Below are 17,959 nucleotides of genomic sequence, written 5' to 3' on the forward strand. Positions count from 1 at the left end.
TTTCCATTTTATTTTAATTGGAAGAATGAGTTACAAAAGCTAAGTCTTGTTAATGGACAAATGATGAAAGTACATACCATTTTCATCGCATTGACAGTATTGTTAATGGGGCTGTTATGTTTGACTTCTTCAAAAGATTTGATAGAGACTAATTTAGGTAAAATAATATCTTTAGGCTTTGCATGTTTTTGGACAATAAGATTATTGATTCAATTCTTCGGATATTCTTCTTTATTATGGAAAGGTAAAAAGTTTGAAACCATAGTGCATATCATTTTTTCAATCTTATGGATTTATATAAGTGGAGTCTTTTGGCTGAATTACTTCCAGTGAATTAAATAGTCTGTTTAATTATTTTGATTTCGATAAACCAATGAATTATCCCTACTTTTAATACCAATCAAACTCACCAAACAATAACCAAAATGAATAAACTAATCCTAGTCATAGCAGGTTTGTTTTTCCTGTTGCCAATTAGTGGCGAAGCACAAAAAAGTAAAAATAAAAAGCCGAATATCATTTTCATCATGTCTGATGATCATGCTTACCAAGCCATTAGCGCGTATGATGATAAATTATTGAATACACCCAATATTGATCGCTTAGCAAAAGAGGGTATGTTGTTTACAAATGCTAGCGTTACTAACTCCATTTGTGCACCATCACGTGCAACAATACTAACAGGTAAGCATACACATATTAATGGAAAAGTAGATAATTATTTTCCGTTCGATACTACGCAAGTAACCTTTCCGCAAATATTTAAAGAGAATGGTTATAAAACTGCCATGTTCGGCAAACTCCACTTTGGTAACAACCCGAAAGGGGTAGATGAGTTTATGATACTTCCGGGTCAGGGGCATTATATAAATCCCGATTTCATTGTCACCAATGGCGATACTATTACCAAGCAAGGGTATGTTACCGATATCATCACAGATGTATCTTTAGATTGGTTAAAGAAAGAAGCTGCAGATGACGAACCATTTATGATGATGTATTTGCACAAAGCACCACATAGACCTTGGTGGCCAAGACCCGATAAGTTTAAGGAGTTTACAAAGAAAACATTCCCAGAGCCAGAAACACTTTTTGATGATTATAGCAATAGAGGTTCTGCGGCGAAAACGGCAGAAATGAATTTGCTAACCCATATGATGTATAGTCATGACAGTAAAATAAGACCAGAGACTTTAGCTAAAATGGAGGGTAAAGTATTGCCTGTGGTAGAAGAATTTCCGAATAGTTTTTACGGTCCATATAACCGAGCTACGGCAGAACAAAAGGCATTATACGATCCGGTTTTAGATTCCATCAACGATTTCTTTTATGATAATTGGCCAAAGATGACCGATACCGAAAAAATGAAGTGGAAATACCAGCGCTATATGCAAGACTACTTGGGTAGTATTTCTTCGGTTGATGATAATGTAGGTCGATTACTAGACTATTTAGATGAAAGCGGATTGGCAGAAAATACGATAGTGATATACACCTCTGACCAAGGATTTTATTTAGGAGAACATGGTTGGTTCGATAAGCGTTTTATTTATGATGAATCTTTTAAAACTCCGTTATTGGTACGTTGGCCAAATGTGGTAAAACCAGGTTCCGTAGAAAATGAAATGGTTCAGAATTTAGACTTCGCACAAACCATGTTAGAAGCAGTAGGCATCACGCCGCCAAGTGATATGCAAGGGGAGAGTTTGATTCCGCTACTGAAAGGCGAAAAAGACAAGTGGACAAGAGATGCGGTGTATTATCAGTATTACGAATATCCATCAGTACATATGGTAAAACGCCATTACGGAATTGTAAATAAAGAATTTAAGCTAGTGCATTTTTACTATGATGTTGACGAATGGGAACTATACGATAGATTAAATGACCCCAATGAAATGAACAATGTCTACCATGATCCGGCGTACGCAGCTACTGTTAAAAAGTTGACGGCAGATTTAGTAGAAATGAGAAAATACTACAAAGATTCTCCTGAGCAAGATCAGAAGTACATTGATAAGTACAAGAGCGCTGGGATGATTGATTAGTTGTTGGTTGATGGTTGTTAATTGTTAGTTGTTGGAAAAAAATGTCAGTTCGAGTGCTTTTGATCTAATTTTTCATTAGGACAAAAGTGTATCGAGAACCTTTAAGGTAAGTATGATTATAAATGTTCTTCGTTCAAAAAATAACTTATAGCAAGTAAGTTTCTCGATACTTGCCCGACCTGAAGGCGGGCAATTTTTACTCCCGAAAAGGTCGTAAAAACCACTCGAAGTGACATCTGTAGTTAGTTTGGTAAAGTTTTTAAAATTCAAATAGCCGTATTGGCAGTTCGAGTGTTTATGAGTGAAGTGTAACGGATACTCAAAAATGTATCGAGAACCTCGTAGTTGATATGTTTTTTAGTTTCCTTGAACCCCACAGAAAAATAACAACACAACCTCAAATTATATATTTTTCTTAAAATCTTAGGTTATTAGAAACTTCTGCCCAATATTTGTAGCTCAAAGTTCAAACACTTATTGAATAGTTATCAAGAAAGGTGGAGGGATTAGACCCTTTGAAACCTTAGCAACCCTTTGTTCAATACAAAGAAGGTGCTACATTCTACCCTTAGGGGATGGATAACAGTATACGATTTTTCATCGTTATTACTTTCTTATAACTTTTTGATTTTACCTACCCGCATAGTATGCTGGTCAAGGTTTGGCTTTTAATTTTTTGCATCCTAAGCGTAGCCCAAGGATTAATTTTAAAAACAACAAAATCATGAGTAATTACAAATTAGCAACAAACGCATTACACGCAGGTCACGACACAACTACTAACGGTGGTACAAGAGCAGTGCCTATTTACCAAACATCATCGTATGTATTTAATGATACCGACCATGCGGCAAACTTATTTTCACTAGGTGAATTAGGTTTCATTTATACAAGACTGAACAACCCTACAAATCAAATTCTACAAGACAGATTAGCTGCAGTAGAAGGCGGAGTAGGAGCGGTAGTTTTTGCGTCAGGTACGGCTGCAATCTCAACAGGTTTATTGACATTATTAAAAGCGGGTGATCACATAGTGGCATCAAGCAGTTTATATGGAGGAACTTTCAATTTATTGAATGTTACCCTTCCAAGATTAGGTATTACAACAACTTTTGTAGATGCTTCTGATCCTGAAAATTTCGGAAAAGCAGTACAAGACAATACGAGAGCATTTTTCGTGGAGTCTTTAGGGAATCCGAAGTTAGATGTGTTGGATTTAAAAGCAATCTCAAAAGAATCTAAAGCAGCGGGCGTACCATTTATTGTAGATAATACAGTGGCTACTCCGTCATTATTAAATCCTATTGAACACGGGGCAAACTTGGTAATTCATTCATTGACAAAATATATCGGCGGACAAGGAACTTCATTAGGTGGAGCAATTATTGATGCAGGTACTTTTGATTGGACCAACGGAAAATTCCCGGAGTTCACAGAGCCATCTGCAGGTTACCACGGTTTGGTATATAGCGAAGCACTTGGTGCAGCAGCTTTTACTTTCAAATTAATATTAGAAGGCTTACGCGATTTCGGTGGAGCATTGAGTCCGTTTAACGCTTTCCAAATTATTCAAGGTTTAGAAACTTTACCGGTTCGTATTAAGCAACACAGTGCAAATGCATTAGAATTGGCTACATGGTTAGAAGGTAGGTCTGAAGTAGAATGGGTAAATTACCCAGGACTTAAAAGTAACAAATACAACGAGTTGGCTAAAGAATACTTACCAAAAGGACAAAGCGGATTGGTTACCTTTGGCGTGAAAGGCGGATTCGATGCTGCTAAAAAAGTTACTGATGCTACTAAGTTATTCTCATTGCTAGCGAATATTGGTGATACGAAGTCATTGATTATTCACCCAGCAAGTACAACACACCAACAATTGACAGCAGAACAGCAAGAAAGTGCTGGTGTAGGTCAAGACTTAATACGTTTGTCTGTTGGTTTAGAAGATATTGAAGATTTAAAAGCCGATTTAGAACAAGCTTTTACAAGTCTTTAATTTGGATGACTGAGCGGATTTGATACAAACGGACACTTCGGCTCCGCTCAGTGAACGATTATTCATGAATTTTATAAAGAAGGTGGCTGAGCGTAGCCGAAGCCTAACCACAATTTGATTTTGAAATAGATGTTACATCAATTACAGATTAAAAAATACAAGACCTTAAATGGTACCACACAAGATATTCAATTGTCGTATCAGGTATTTGGGAAAAAGCTGCACACGGCACCAATAATTTTGGTAAACCATGCTTTAACGGGTAACTCTAATGTTACCGGTGAAGACGGTTGGTGGTCTGCACTTATCGGTGATGGAAAATGCATCGATACGCAGAAGTATACCATTTTAGCATTCAACATACCGGGTAACGGTCATGATAAGTTCGTGATTGAAAACTACAAAGATTTTGTAGCTGGCGATGTAGCAAGAATGTTTTTGTTGGGCTTACAGCAGTTGAAAGTAGACCGTTTGTTTGCTTTAATTGGTGGATCTTTAGGTGGTGGTATCGCTTGGGAAATGGCAGCATTACACCCAACATTGACCGAGCATTTAATACCTGTAGCATCTGACTGGAAATCGACCGACTGGTTAATTGCCAATTGTCAAATTCAAGAGCAGTTTTTGGTAAACTCAAAACAACCAGTACACGATGCGCGTATGCACGCGATGTTATGTTATAGAACTCCCGCTTCATTCAAAGAGCGCTTTAAAAGAAGTACGAATGAAGAGCTAAAGGTTTTTAATGTAGAAAGCTGGTTAATGCATCATGGGGATAAGTTGCAAGAGCGTTTTCAATTATCAGCGTATAAATTGATGAATCAGCTGTTGAAGACTATTGATGTCACTAGAGGTGGAGATGAGAATTTCATCAAACTACAAAATAGCGACACCAATATTCATATTATAGGTGTCGATTCTGATATGTTCTTTACCGCACAAGAAAACAAGGATACGTTTAAGCAATTGGCGCAAGCGAAGAGCAACGTTACCTATGGCGAAGTACAGTCATTACATGGTCATGATGCGTTTTTGATCGAGTTTGATCAAATGGAGAAATTGCTTGGTGGTATTTTTAATACCAACGGTAATATCAAGAAAATAAAGATTCTGAAGTTTGGTGGTAAGTCCCTGAGCAATGGAGAAGGACTAGAGCGTGTTTTAGATATCGTTGCCAATAAGGTAAAGAATGATGAGAACATTGCCATTGTTTTATCCGCGAGGGAAAAAGCTACAGATCAGTTAGAAGATATGTTGCAGAAAGCAGCAAAGGGAAAAGACTATAAGTCCGATTTTGTAGCGCTAGAAAAATATCAAAAGCATACCTATAAGAATATCAATTTATCGACAGAGTTTAAGGGCTTAGCGAAGTTATATGAGGGTGTTTCGTTGTTAGGTGATTACAGTGCTAAAATTAAAGATGAGGTGCTGGCTTATGGTGAATTGATTTCTGCCAAGTTGGTTACTAAATTATTGATTGGTAAAGGTATCAATGCAGTGCTGGTAGATACACGTAACGTGATAAAGACCGATAATACATTTGGTGATGCCAAAGTATTAGAAGCAGAATCAAAAGAGCAGGTTTTGCTGAAGTTTGTTGAAATACCGAAAGATACCGTAGCTGTTGTAACCGGTTTTATTTCATCTACGTTAGATGGAGAAACAACCACTTTAGGTAGAAATGGAAGTAATTACTCTGCAGCATTATTAGCGAACTTTTTAGATGCTGAAGAATTACAGAATTATACACATGTTGACGGAATATATACTGCGAATCCTGATTATGTGCCAGAAGCTAAAAAGCTAGAAAATCTTTCTTATGAAGAGGCAAATGAGTTAGCGAATTTCGGAGCAACAATTTTGCATGCAAAAACGATAATTCCGCTAATTGAAAAGAACATTCCGCTGCGTATTTTAAATACGTATAACGATGATAATGAAGGTACATTAATCAGTGCAAAATCAAGCAAAGAAGGTATTAAATCGCTTTCAGTAATTGAAGATGTAGCGATGATTAATATAGAAGGTCGCGGTTTGTTAGGTAAAGTGGGTGTAGATGCTAGAATATTTAAGGCATTAGAATCAAGTAATATTAGTGTTAGTATAATATCTCAAGGTTCTTCGGAAAGAGGAATCGGTCTTGTGGTGAAAAAAGACAAGGCTAAGAGAGCTAAATTGGCTTTAGAGAATGAATTCAGTAATGATTTTGAATCTAAAGATGTGAATATGATTACGGTAATAGATGATGTTTCAATTATATCTATTGTAGGTCAAGACTTGAGTACGTTCCATAATCCTTTTAACGCATTGATTAAAAACCAGATTGTGCCTTTGTTGTTCAATAACACAGTATCAGGTAAGAATGTAAGTCTGGTGGTGAAGAAATCTGATTTACACAAGGCGGTAAACGTCATGCACGGACAAGTATTTGGGATTAGTAAAAGGATAAATATTCTAATTTTCGGACATGGGAATGTTGGAGGAACGTTGATTGACCAAATTCTAAAATCTGCCAAAACAATCAAGGATCGTAAAAAATTAGATTTGCGGGTATTTGGTATTGCGAATTCCAAAAAGATTTTGTTGAATGAAAAGGGAATCACCAAAAACTGGAAAACGAATCTAAAGCAAAAAGGAAAGGCGTATAAAGTTGAAGATGTCTTTGAGTTTGCAAAACGTCATCATTTAGAGAACCTAATTGTTATTGATAATACGGCAAGTAAAGATTTTGTAGCGAATTATTTTGAGTTTGTTGAGCATGGTTTCGATATCGTATCTTCAAATAAAATAGCCAATACATTACGATACGATTTTTATCAGTTATTGCGAGAAGAGTTACAAAAGAATCAGAAGCAATACTTGTATGAAACCAATGTAGGTGCAGGCTTACCATTGATTGATACCATAAAATTACTCCATTTATCCGGAGAAAATATTACGAGAATAAAAGGGGTGTTCTCAGGGTCGTTGAGTTATATATTCAATACCTTCTCAGAGGCAGATTTACCGTTTTCATCCATTTTAAAAGATGCGATGAAACAAGGTTTTACAGAACCAGATCCACGTGAAGATTTATCTGGAAACGATGTAGGTAGAAAGCTGTTGATTTTAGCAAGAGAATTAGATTTGCATAATGAGTTTGCAGATATAAATATTGATAACTTGATTCCAGAGAAATTACAAGACGGAGAAGTGGCTTTCTTTTTAGAGAATTTAGATGTGTTGGATGATAAATTCAATGAAATTAAAAAGAATCAGAAGCCAAATCATGTATTACGTTATGTAGGTGATTTACATGGCAACCTTCAGAAAGAAAAAGGAGTTTTAGATGTGAAGTTAGTATCTGTACCAAAAGAAAGTGCTTTAGGGCAAGTTAAGGGGTCAGATTCCATCATAGAAATATATACAGAGTCTTACGGAGAAAATCCGTTAGTAATTCAAGGAGCAGGTGCTGGCGCAGCAGTTACAGCAAGAGGTGTATTTGGAGATATATTGAGAATTGCGGAGAAAGGGTAATGAAAAGTACAAAGTACAAAGTCAAAAGTACGAAGTACATGAAAGTAGAAATGCGAATAAAGAAGAATTAGTGTAATGAAAGAAAACAACAATAAATTTGAAACGAACGCTATACGACAGCAACTTAAGCGTACAGAGAACTTAGAGCATTCTGTACCGTTGTATTTGACATCTAGTTTTGTGTTTGAAGATGCAGAAGATATGCGTGCGTCGTTTGCTGAGGAGAAAGAACGTAATATATATTCACGATATTCGAATCCGAATTCAACTGAATTTATAGATAAAGTATGCCAGATGGAAGGTGCTGAAAGCGGCTTTGCATTTGCTTCAGGTATGGCTGCGGTTTTTTCTACATTGGCGGCATTATTAGATAGTGGTGATCATGTGCTTTCGGCAAGAAGCATATTTGGTTCAACGCATTCGTTATTTACTAACTTCTTTCCGAAATGGAATATTGACCATACGTATTTCAAAATAGATGCATTAGAGGAAATAGAAAGTTTAATCACTCCGAAAACAAAAATTATTTATGCAGAGACTCCCACGAATCCCGGTGTAGATGTTTTAGATTTAGAGGAGTTGGGTAAGATTGCGAAAAAGAATAATTTGATTTTGGTTATCGATAACTGCTTTGCATCACCTTATTTACAGCAGCCAATAAAGTTTGGTGCAGATTTGGTCATTCATTCAGGCACAAAACTAATGGATGGTCAAGGTAGGGTATTGGCAGGTATTACGGTAGGTAGTGCAGAATTGATGGATAAGGTATATCGTTTTTCACGTATAACTGGTCCCGCTTTATCACCATTCAATGCATGGGTTTTATCTAAAAGTTTAGAAACACTCGCAATACGAGTAGATAGACACTGTGAAAATGCTTTGAAACTGGCGGAGTATTTAGAAGCTCATGAAAATATAAATTGGGTAAAATACCCGTTCTTAAAATCGCATCCAAAATATGAGATAGCTATTAAGCAAATGAAAGCAGGGGGTTGTGTAGTAGCTTTTGAGGTAAAAGGAGGATTAGATGCAGGTAGAGAGTTTTTCGATTCTATAAAACTGTTATCGCTTTCTGCCAATTTAGGAGATTCAAGAACCATAGTAACGCACCCAGCATCAACAACGCATAGTAAGTTAAGTATAGAAGAACGTGCTGCAGTGGGTATATCTGACGGTACAGTTCGTATTTCGGTAGGGCTAGAGCATATAGATGATATTATTGCAGATATTACTCAGGCACTTGGGTAATTAAAATGTATAGGAAACAAAAAATGCCCGGTATGTACCGGGCATTTTAGTATGTATAAATGTTGTTTTTATTTACTTAGCGTCATGTTGTAAGTAGCGCTAACGGTAGAAGTTCCGAAGAACGATTCAACAGTTTCGTCTAACTCGTAACGAAGAGACATTTTAGAATCATTAAGTTCAACAATAGTGTAGCCAACTTCTTCTTCACCAGAACCAAAGTATAACGTACTGCCATCTAGTCTCCATTTTTCAGATGCAAAAAAGTCTTCGCCTTCTTGCTCTTCTGTGTCATTCTCTCCTCCTATAGTAGTACTTAATACTGTAGTATAAGAACCTTCGCTAGTTACTACCTGCGGATCTTCAGAAAAAGTGACAATAGTTTGAAAATCTTTACCTACTGCTTTAAAAGTAGCAGGAATTGTGGTTCCTTCAATAGTTGTATCTGATCTACCATCGGTAGCTTCAAGTGCTGTTAAGTTCCATGTACCTACAACTTCTTCTTCAGTTGCGTTAGATACGGCGTCGTCATCATTTGAACAAGATGTGAAGACTAAAGTAAAAACAGTGATAATCGATAATAAGAATACTTTTTTCATAATTAATTTAATGGTTGTGACTGTATAACGACGTTTTGTTAGTTCAAGTATTTAACACATATTTTTTATTTGGCTATCTTAGCATCATGCTCTCGAAAAAGACAAAATATGGGTTGAAAGCACTAGCGTACTTAGCGGCACAACCCGATAAAAAACCAGTTCAGATTTCAGAAATTGCTGAGAAAGAGAACATCTCCCAGAAATTCTTGGAGAGTATACTCTTGAGTTTAAGAAAAACAGGATTCTTAGGTTCTAAAAAAGGCAAAGGAGGTGGTTATTATTTAATAAAATCTCCCGAAGAAATATCTATGACCGATATTATGAGGGTTTTAGAAGGACCAATTGCCATGGTACCTTGTGTAAGTCTTAATTTCTACGAAACCTGTGATGACTGTCCCGATGAAAATACCTGTTCAGTTCATAAACTAATGCTGCAAGTACGTGATAGTGCGTTAGATGTATATCGAAACAATACGCTAAAGGATATCATCTCGTAAATCCCGTCATTTTAATACATCTTCATTTCGCAGTAACTCAATACATTGCGAAATATTAATTTTTCATGCTCTTTTGTTAATAATCTACTAAATCTATAGGGTAAATGAAATTTATCTAAAATTAGGGCGACTACTTTGGAAAATAATTCTATTTTTGAAAACTCTACTAAATTAGTAGGGTAATAAAAATTGAGTAAAAGATGATTGCAGATCAACTTATATTAAATAATAAAGAAAACAAAACTACGTATGAAGATGATAAAACATCTGAAAAGCCAATTCGTAGTATTGCCAAGGCTTTCAGTTGGAGAGTAATAGGTACAATAGATACCTTGATCATATCTTATCTACTTACTGGCGAGTTTTCGGTAGCAGCATCAATAGCCTCTATTGATTTCGTGACAAAAATGATATTATATTTCTTTCACGAGCGTTTTTGGAATTTAGTAAAGTGGGGTAAATAATAAAGAAAAGGATTATGGCATTGACAGAAGCACAAGTTCAGAAGTTGAACATTCAATTTAAAGGTATACCGCCAGAAGAAATTATTTCTTGGGCAGTAAAGCATGCAGAAACTCCTGTAGTAACAACAAACTTCAGACCATATGAAGTAGCTATATTACATGCGGTATCTGATGTAAAAAAAGATATTCCTGTAGTATGGTGCGATACGGGTTACAATACTCCGAAAACGTACAAACATGCAGATGAGATAATTAGCAAGTTGAATTTGAATGTGAAATTGTTTGTACCTAAACAAACTACTGCACATAGAGATGCTGTTATGGGTATTCCACAAATTGATGATCCAAGACATGCAGTTTTTACCGAACAAGTAAAGTTGGAGCCTTTTAAAAGGGCAATGGCAGAATTTAAGCCAGATGTTTGGTTTACGAACCTAAGAAAAGGACAGACTGCTCACCGCGATAGTTTAGATATTTTAAGTTTAAGCAAAGACGGCGTGTTAAAGGTGAGTCCGTTTTACCACTGGAACGATACTCAACTAGACACGTATTTAAGAAAATATAAGTTACCGAACGAGCATAACTATTTTGACCCAACTAAGGTGTTAGAAAATAGAGAATGCGGATTGCATAGTTAATCAGCGGTTATAAAAAAGAATAAGATAATTTATCTAAGAAAATATAGAATGAGTAATACAAGTACGGAATTGGAAGTAACCCCATCCATAGAACTTTTAAAAGATACCTCTCATATAAATGCCCTTGAGAATGAGGCGATTTATATTATAAGAGAAGTTGCTGCTCAGTTCGAGAAGCCAGTTCTTTTATTCTCTGGAGGAAAAGATTCGATTACATTGGTTCGTTTGGCGCAAAAAGCATTTTGGCCTTCGAAAATTCCTTTCCCATTAATGCATATTGATACAGGTCATAACTTCCCTGAAACTATCGAATTTAGAGATAGATTGGTAGAAGAGTTAGGGTTAGAATTGATTGTGCGTAATGTGCAAGATTCAATCGACCAAGGTAAGGTAAAAGAAGAGTCAGGTAGATACTCAAGTAGAAATAGTCTTCAGACAACGACATTATTAGATGCGATCGAAGAATTTAAGTTCGATGCCTGTATCGGTGGTGCACGTAGAGATGAAGAAAAGGCACGTGCTAAAGAACGTATTTTCTCTGTTCGTGATGATTTCGGACAGTGGGATGAGCGTAACCAACGCCCAGAGTTGTTCGATATGTTAAACGGACAAATAGAATTGGGTCAGAATGTAAGAGTTTTTCCAATATCTAACTGGACAGAATTAGATGTTTGGTCTTACATCAAAGAAGAGCAAATTGAAATTCCGTCAATCTACTTCGCACACAAACGTAAAACTTTCTTAAGAGATGGTATGATATGGTCTGCAGAAGACGGTATTGTATTTAGAGAAGAAGATGAGGTTGTTGAAGAAAGGTTGGTTCGTTTCCGTACGGTAGGCGATATGTCATGTACCGCAGCAGTACTTTCAGATGCAGAATCTATTGATAAAGTAGTAGAGGAAATTAGAGATTCATCTATTTCAGAGCGTGGCGCACGTATAGACGACAAGCGTTCAGAAGCAGCAATGGAGAAAAGAAAACAACAAGGGTACTTCTAGAAAAATCAGTATTCAGTAACAGTAGGCAGTTTAATAATTACCTGCTAGCAATAACAATAATATTAAAAGTCTAAAGCTATAAGCTAAGGGCTAACAGCATAAGAATGGAAGTACTAAAAATAGCAACGGCAGGTAGTGTAGATGATGGTAAAAGTACCTTGATTGGGAGAATGCTTTACGATACAAAATCTTTGACCAGCGATAAGTTAGAAGCAATAGAAAAGACCAGTAAGCAAAAGGGATACGATTATTTAGATTTCTCTTTAGCAACAGATGGCTTGGTAGCAGAACGTGAGCAAGGTATTACTATAGATGTAGCTCATATTTATTTCTCTACGGCAAAGAAAAGTTACATTATAGCGGATACCCCTGGGCACGTAGAATATACCCGTAACATGGTTACAGGTGCATCTACTTCTCAAGCGGCAATTATATTGATTGATGCACGTAAGGGAGTAATCGAACAAACGAACAGACACTTTTTTATCAATAATTTATTGCGCATTAAAGATGTAGTAGTAGCTATTAATAAGATGGATTTGGTGGACTATTCTGAGGAAAAATATAATGCTATTAAGGCAGATTTTGAGGAATTGATGGCGAAAAGAGACTATCAAGATCAGAAGATAACCTTCATTCCTGTAAGTGCATTGAAAGGTGATAACGTAGTAAATAAAACAGATAAAACACCTTGGTATACAGGTCCTACTTTGTTAGAACATTTTGAAGCGTTAGATAGAAAAGATATTTTCAACGTTGGTACGCCACGTTTCCCGGTGCAATATGTTATCCGTCCGAAGACAGATGAGCATCACGATTTCAGAGGGTTTGCAGGTAAAGTATATGGTGGCGAGTTAAGTGTAGGTGATGAGGTAGTAGCACTTCCATCGCAAACACGTTCAAAAATAAAGGAGATTTATTTCCACGATAAAAAGTACCAAACAGCATCAAGACGTTCGTCGGTTACGATAACGTTAGACGATGAAATTAATTTAAGTCGTGGCGACATGTTAGTGAAGGCTAATGATCTACCAACTGTAGATAAGCAATTTACCGCTACTATTTCTTGGATGGATTCATTGCCATTAGCTGCTGGAAATAAATATATAGTACAACACGGTGTCAATAAAGTATTGGCAAAAGTGGAGCAGGTACATCATAAAATCGCGCCTGATTATTCAGGTATCGATACAGAAACAGATGCATTGGGTATGAATGATATAGCCCAAGTAAGTTTCCGTCTAAATAAGCCAATTTTCTACGATCAATTTAAAGATCATAGAACAAACGGTTCGTTTATTTTAATAGATACCAAATCTAATAGCACCGTAGGAGCGGGATTCATACAATAAAAAGCCCCCTAGCCCCCAAAGGGGGGAATTCAAAATAGGTATCATATTTTAATTAGTATAGTAAGTCTATAGGCATAGTAAAGTAATAAATTAATAATAACGCTTGTTTTTACCCGAGTAAGTGTTCCTCCCTTTTGGGGAGGTTAGGAGGGGCTACAATATGCAGAGTTTTAGAACAGAAATAGAGAATCAAGTAGTTGCGAATGATATTTTAGAATTGGAACGCAAGATTCATGAGTTCCATGGCGGCAAATTAGATGAAGAGAAATTTAGAAGCCTACGTTTGGCCCGTGGTGTATACGGTCAACGTCAAGAAGGGGTTCAAATGATCCGTATCAAATTACCATATGGTAAGGTAACTTCTCAGCAATTGTTACGTATTTGTGATGTATCTGATGAATATTCTACAGGTAGATTGCACATTACCACACGTCAAGATATTCAGATTCACTATGTAGATTTAAACAGAACTCCCGAGTTATGGTCAGAATTGGAGAAAGACGATATCACGTTAAGAGAAGCTTGTGGTAACACCGTACGTAATGTAACGGCTAGTGAAACTGCGGGTGTAGATGTCGATGAACCTTTTGATGTTTCACCATATGCACATGCATTATTTCAGTATTTCCTTAGAAATCCGGTAAGTCAAGAAATGGGGCGTAAGTTCAAAGTTTCTTTCTCGGCAAGTGATGCCGATACCGGTCTTTCATACATGCACGATTTAGGTTTTATCGCTAAAATCGAAAATGGCGAAGTAGGTTTTAAAGTGATGTTGGGTGGCGGATTAGGTTCTCAGCCAAGACATGCCGATGAACTATATAGCTTTTTACCTGCCGATCAAATTATTCCGCTAATGGAAACCGTTATACGTGTTTTTGACCGTTACGGTGAGCGTAAGAGTAGAGCTAAGGCAAGAATGAAATTCTTGTTGAAAGATTTAGGTCTTGACGGATTCAAAGAATTACTAGCTTCAGAAAAAACAGCGGTTCCTTTTGATACGTTTCCTATTGATCCAGAAGATTATCCGAAGGTAAAAGTTTCACAATTAGAAGTTCCTAAAGTAGAAATAGCAGATTCGAAAGAATTTGAAAAGTGGATATTAACGAATGTTGTCCCGCAGAAACAACCAGGTTATGTTGCTTTGGGTATAAAAGTTTTATTAGGAGATTTCTATACCGATAAAGCACGTTTGTTAGCGAACTTGGTACAGAAATATGCAGCGGGTGAATTAAGATTATCACTTCGTCAAAACATATTGATTCCATTTGTAAAAGAAGAGAACGTTGAATTTTTCTATACTGAATTAAAGAAATTAGGTTTTGCAGAAGCAGGTTATAATAAAGCTTTAGATATTACAGCTTGCCCAGGAACAGATACTTGTAATTTAGGTATAGCAAGTAGTACTGGTATTGCAGAAGAACTAGAAAGAGTAATAAAAACAGAATATCCTGATTATATCAATAACGAAGATGTTGTTATAAAGATCAGTGGTTGTATGAACGCATGTGGTCAACACAATATGGCAAATATTGGTTTCCAGGGAATGTCCGTTCGTACAAAAGATAAATTAGTTGCTCCGGCCTTACAAGTGTTGTTAGGTGGTAGCACAGATGGTAACGGTCAAGGTCGTTTTGCTGATAAAGTAGTAAAAGTACCAAGTAAAAGAGGACCTGAAGCATTACGTTTAATCTTAAATGATTTCGATGCTAACGGAGGTGATTTATCATTCCCAGATTACTATGCAGAAAAAGGGCAAATGTATTTCTATGATTTTCTAACACCACTATCATCTGTAGATGATTTAACGGCGGAAGATTTTATCGACTGGGGAAATACAGAACGCTATGAAAAAGCAATTGGTGTTGGTGAATGTGCAGGTGTAGTTATTGATTTAATAGCAACGCTTCTTTTTGAAAGTGAAGAGAAAATACAGAATGCACAAGATATGTTCGATGCTGAAAAGTGGTCTGCAAGTATCTATCACGCATATTCTTCAATGGTAAATTCAGCGAAAGCGATGTTGACATCAGAGAATACAAAAGTGAATACACATGTAAGTATCATTAAAGATTTTGATGAGAAGTTTGTCGCCGATGGAAGAATTGCTGTTGCAGGCGGATTCGAGAAACTGGTACTTCAACTGAATCAGAATGAGCCTACAAAAGAATTTGCAGCCTCATATATAAAAGATGCTAAGGTGTTTTTAGAGACAGTAGCAAAATTTAGAGAACAAGAATTAGCAGAAGCATAACATGTATACCAATAATCTATCCAATCAAAAAACAATCAATTCAATAGTTAATACTCCCTCGCAAAATAAAGGGAGGTTAACTGTTGTCGGTGCAGGACCTGGTGATATAGAGCTAATCACTCTAAAAGCTATTAAGGTATTAGAAAACGCCGATGTGGTTTTATATGATGCTTTGGTAAACGAAGAGTTACTTGATTATGCAAAAAATGCAGAACTGATTTTTGTAGGTAAGCGTAAAGGATGTTATGCCTATCAGCAAGAGCAAATAAATGAACTAATTGTTAGCAGAGCAAAATCTTCGGGACATGTAGTACGATTAAAAGGCGGAGATCCGTTTGTATTCGGTCGTGGTTCAGAAGAAATGGAGTATGCTGCTTCTCACGGATTAGAAGTTGCCATGGTGCCAGGTATTTCATCAAGTTTAAGTGTGCCGGCATATCAAAACATACCAGTTACCAAAAGAGGTTCGTCAGAAAGTTTTTGGGTAATTACAGGAACTACCAAAGAGCATAAGTTATCTGCCGATGTTGCCTTAGCTGCAAAAAGTAGTGCAACAGTGGTGATATTAATGGGAATGTCAAAACTCCCACAAATAGTAGAACTGTTTAAAGGTGAAGGTAAATCAGAGATGCCCATCGCTATAATTCAAAACGGTACACGAAAGAATGAAAAAGTTGGGATTGCAACGATTGAGAGTATAGTAGATGTGGTGGAGAAGGAAAACCTTTCTAACCCTGCAATTATTATAATTGGTGAAGTAGTAAAGCATCGCGAAGCACTAGTAGCAGCGAAAAATCAGTATTCACAAGAGAATGCTAGTTTGAGCGAAGTATAAAAAGTACAAAGTACATAGTTGAAGTGAAATTAAAAGAAGTTGAAAAGTGATTACTAATTACTTTTTACTAAAAAGAAAATTATGATTAAAACAGATATGCTCATCATAGGAGCGGGACCAACCGGATTATTTACGGTGTTTGAAGCAGGATTGTTAAAATTAAAAACGCATTTAATAGATGCATTACCACAGCCAGGCGGACAGTGTTCAGAGATATATCCTAAGAAACCCATTTACGATATACCAGCATTCCCAGAAATTTTGGCGGGTACTTTGGTAGATAATTTAATGGAACAAATCAAACCTTTCGAGCCAGGGTTTACTCTGGGTGAAAGAGCAGAGACTTTAGATAAGTTAGAAGATGGTTCATTCGTGGTGACAACAAATAAAGGAACACAGCATAATGCACCAGTTGTAGTTATAGCAGGTGGTCTAGGTTCTTTTGAACCAAGAAAACCACCTATTGAAAACATTGTAAATTTTGAGGATACTGGTGTTGCTTATATGATTAAGGATCCAGAAGTGTATCGCGACAAAAAAGTAGTGATTTCTGGTGGTGGAGATTCTGCCTTAGACTGGGCTATATTCTTAACCGATGTAGCTTCAGAGGTAACTTTGGTTCATAGAAGAGATGAATTTAGAGGAGCTTTAGATTCTGTCGAAAAAGCTGCTGAGTTAGCTAAGCTGGGTAAAATCAAATTGATTACAAAAGCTGAGGTTAAAGAATTACACGGTAAAGATCAACTTGAGGCTGTTGTTATTAAGCACACAGATAAAGAAAAAGAAGACACCTATTTAGAAGTTGATAATTTTATTCCGTTGTTCGGGTTATCACCTAAATTAGGTCCTATTGGTGACTGGGGATTAGATATTCATAAGAATGCGATTAAGGTAAATAACGCAAAAGATTACCAAACAAACATACCAGGAGTATATGCTATTGGTGATGTAAATACATACGAAGGTAAATTGAAATTGATTTTATCTGGTTTCCATGAAGCGGCGGTAATGTGTCAGTTTGCATACCAACAAATCAATCCGGGTAAACGATATGTAATGAAGTATACTACCGTAGGCGGAGTCGAAGGATTTGATGGTTCTAAGAAGGAAGCTAAGAAAGAAGTAGTGCAAAGTATAGCCTAAAATGTTTAAGTATTATGGTAGAAACCTCTGATTCTTTAATGATTCAGAGGTTTTTTTATGACATTTTCTTAGAATTTCGTGAACTAAATAACCGATTGAAGTTTTGGATTAGAGCATACTGTGCCGTTACTTTGCAATTAGTTCATAAATATATTGAAACGTTATCAAGAAAGGTGGAGGGACTAGACCCATTGAAACCTTGGCAACCCTTTCCTATTATGGAAAAGAAGGTGCTACATTCTATCTTTATTCTGCTTACTTGTGCAGAATGTGTTATTCTAAATAGCATTACCAAAGACAGATAACTTAAGAAAAGGCATCTAGCCTAACTTTCCTTACTTGATTTCGAATTAGTTTTTTATTGGATGTAGAA

General features: G+C 36.4%; 13 protein-coding genes and 2 riboswitches. Of the genes, 12 read left to right on the forward strand and 1 reads right to left on the reverse strand.

Annotated elements, in window-relative coordinates; all coding sequences use genetic code 11:
- Positions 1-425: 425 nt before the first annotated feature.
- The 4 genes from QSV08_RS20400 (at position 426) to QSV08_RS20415 (ending at position 8,811) form a co-directional block, all read left to right on the forward strand.
- A complete protein-coding gene (locus QSV08_RS20400) occupies positions 426-2,048 on the forward strand; it encodes a sulfatase (RefSeq protein WP_324025526.1) in 1,623 nt (540 codons plus the stop codon).
- 482 nt (positions 2,049-2,530) lie between these two features.
- A riboswitch (SAM riboswitch) is annotated at positions 2,531-2,634 on the forward strand.
- A 138-nt stretch (positions 2,635-2,772) separates the two neighbouring features.
- Positions 2,773-4,047 carry an O-acetylhomoserine aminocarboxypropyltransferase/cysteine synthase family protein gene (locus QSV08_RS20405; protein ID WP_324025527.1) on the forward strand — a complete coding sequence of 425 codons (1,275 nt, stop codon included), beginning with the start codon at positions 2,773-2,775 and terminating at the stop codon, positions 4,045-4,047.
- Between the two features lie 129 nt (positions 4,048-4,176).
- Positions 4,177-7,563: a bifunctional aspartate kinase/homoserine dehydrogenase I gene (gene thrA / locus QSV08_RS20410; protein ID WP_324025528.1), complete on the forward strand. Its 3,387-nt coding sequence runs from the start codon at positions 4,177-4,179 to the stop codon at positions 7,561-7,563.
- Positions 7,564-7,638: 75 nt separating this feature from the next.
- Positions 7,639-8,811, forward strand: a complete 1,173-nt coding sequence (locus QSV08_RS20415; protein ID WP_324025529.1) for a trans-sulfuration enzyme family protein — start codon at positions 7,639-7,641, stop codon at positions 8,809-8,811.
- Between the two features lie 68 nt (positions 8,812-8,879).
- Here the strand turns inward: QSV08_RS20415 and QSV08_RS20420 are convergent, their stop codons facing one another.
- Positions 8,880-9,407: a hypothetical protein gene (locus QSV08_RS20420; protein ID WP_324025530.1), complete on the reverse strand. Its 528-nt coding sequence runs from the start codon at positions 9,405-9,407 to the stop codon at positions 8,880-8,882.
- An 86-nt stretch (positions 9,408-9,493) separates the two neighbouring features.
- Between QSV08_RS20420 and QSV08_RS20425 the strand changes: the two genes are divergently transcribed.
- From QSV08_RS20425 to QSV08_RS20460, 8 genes are all read left to right on the forward strand, one after another.
- Positions 9,494-9,904, forward strand: a complete 411-nt coding sequence (locus QSV08_RS20425; RefSeq protein ID WP_073247064.1) for an RrF2 family transcriptional regulator — start codon at positions 9,494-9,496, stop codon at positions 9,902-9,904.
- Between the two features lie 200 nt (positions 9,905-10,104).
- Positions 10,105-10,368 carry a DUF2061 domain-containing protein gene (locus tag QSV08_RS20430; protein ID WP_324025531.1) on the forward strand — a complete coding sequence of 88 codons (264 nt, stop codon included), beginning with the start codon at positions 10,105-10,107 and terminating at the stop codon, positions 10,366-10,368.
- 14 nt (positions 10,369-10,382) lie between these two features.
- The gene (locus QSV08_RS20435) at positions 10,383-11,006 is read left to right on the forward strand and encodes a phosphoadenosine phosphosulfate reductase family protein (RefSeq protein WP_324025532.1); all 624 of its coding nucleotides are present in this window, start codon (positions 10,383-10,385) and stop codon (positions 11,004-11,006) included.
- A gap of 48 nt (positions 11,007-11,054) precedes the next feature.
- Positions 11,055-12,005 (forward strand): sulfate adenylyltransferase subunit CysD, encoded by a 951-nt coding sequence (cysD, locus tag QSV08_RS20440; RefSeq protein ID WP_303600307.1) that lies wholly within the window; start codon positions 11,055-11,057, stop codon positions 12,003-12,005.
- Between the two features lie 104 nt (positions 12,006-12,109).
- Positions 12,110-13,357, forward strand: coding sequence for a sulfate adenylyltransferase subunit 1 (locus tag QSV08_RS20445; protein WP_324025533.1), 1,248 nt, complete (start codon positions 12,110-12,112; stop codon positions 13,355-13,357).
- 160 nt (positions 13,358-13,517) lie between these two features.
- Positions 13,518-15,608 (forward strand): nitrite reductase, encoded by a 2,091-nt coding sequence (locus QSV08_RS20450; protein WP_324025534.1) that lies wholly within the window; start codon positions 13,518-13,520, stop codon positions 15,606-15,608.
- Between the two features lies 1 nt (position 15,609).
- Complete coding sequence (cobA, locus tag QSV08_RS20455; protein ID WP_324025535.1) at positions 15,610-16,443, forward strand: uroporphyrinogen-III C-methyltransferase; 834 nt, start codon at positions 15,610-15,612, stop codon at positions 16,441-16,443.
- Positions 16,444-16,524: 81 nt separating this feature from the next.
- Entirely contained in the window at positions 16,525-17,586 is a 1,062-nt protein-coding gene (locus tag QSV08_RS20460; protein ID WP_324025536.1) for an NAD(P)/FAD-dependent oxidoreductase, read from the forward strand.
- Between the two features lie 158 nt (positions 17,587-17,744).
- Positions 17,745-17,858, forward strand: a riboswitch (SAM riboswitch).
- The last annotated feature ends 101 nt before the right edge of the window (positions 17,859-17,959 follow it).

It is taken from the genome of Maribacter sp. BPC-D8, assembly GCF_035207705.1.
GTDB lineage: Bacteria > Bacteroidota > Bacteroidia > Flavobacteriales > Flavobacteriaceae > Maribacter.

Coding starts and splice junctions, on each gene's coding strand:
- QSV08_RS20400 (WP_324025526.1), top strand. CDS start 426: ATGAATAAACTAATCCTAGTCATAGCAGGTTTGTTTTTCCTGTTGCCA.
- QSV08_RS20405 (WP_324025527.1), top strand. CDS start 2,773: ATGAGTAATTACAAATTAGCAACAAACGCATTACACGCAGGTCACGAC.
- thrA (WP_324025528.1), top strand. CDS start 4,177: ATGTTACATCAATTACAGATTAAAAAATACAAGACCTTAAATGGTACC.
- QSV08_RS20415 (WP_324025529.1), top strand. CDS start 7,639: ATGAAAGAAAACAACAATAAATTTGAAACGAACGCTATACGACAGCAA.
- QSV08_RS20420 (WP_324025530.1), bottom strand. CDS start 9,407: ATGAAAAAAGTATTCTTATTATCGATTATCACTGTTTTTACTTTAGTC.
- QSV08_RS20425 (WP_073247064.1), top strand. CDS start 9,494: ATGCTCTCGAAAAAGACAAAATATGGGTTGAAAGCACTAGCGTACTTA.
- QSV08_RS20430 (WP_324025531.1), top strand. CDS start 10,105: ATGATTGCAGATCAACTTATATTAAATAATAAAGAAAACAAAACTACG.
- QSV08_RS20435 (WP_324025532.1), top strand. CDS start 10,383: ATGGCATTGACAGAAGCACAAGTTCAGAAGTTGAACATTCAATTTAAA.
- cysD (WP_303600307.1), top strand. CDS start 11,055: ATGAGTAATACAAGTACGGAATTGGAAGTAACCCCATCCATAGAACTT.
- QSV08_RS20445 (WP_324025533.1), top strand. CDS start 12,110: ATGGAAGTACTAAAAATAGCAACGGCAGGTAGTGTAGATGATGGTAAA.
- QSV08_RS20450 (WP_324025534.1), top strand. CDS start 13,518: ATGCAGAGTTTTAGAACAGAAATAGAGAATCAAGTAGTTGCGAATGAT.
- cobA (WP_324025535.1), top strand. CDS start 15,610: ATGTATACCAATAATCTATCCAATCAAAAAACAATCAATTCAATAGTT.
- QSV08_RS20460 (WP_324025536.1), top strand. CDS start 16,525: ATGATTAAAACAGATATGCTCATCATAGGAGCGGGACCAACCGGATTA.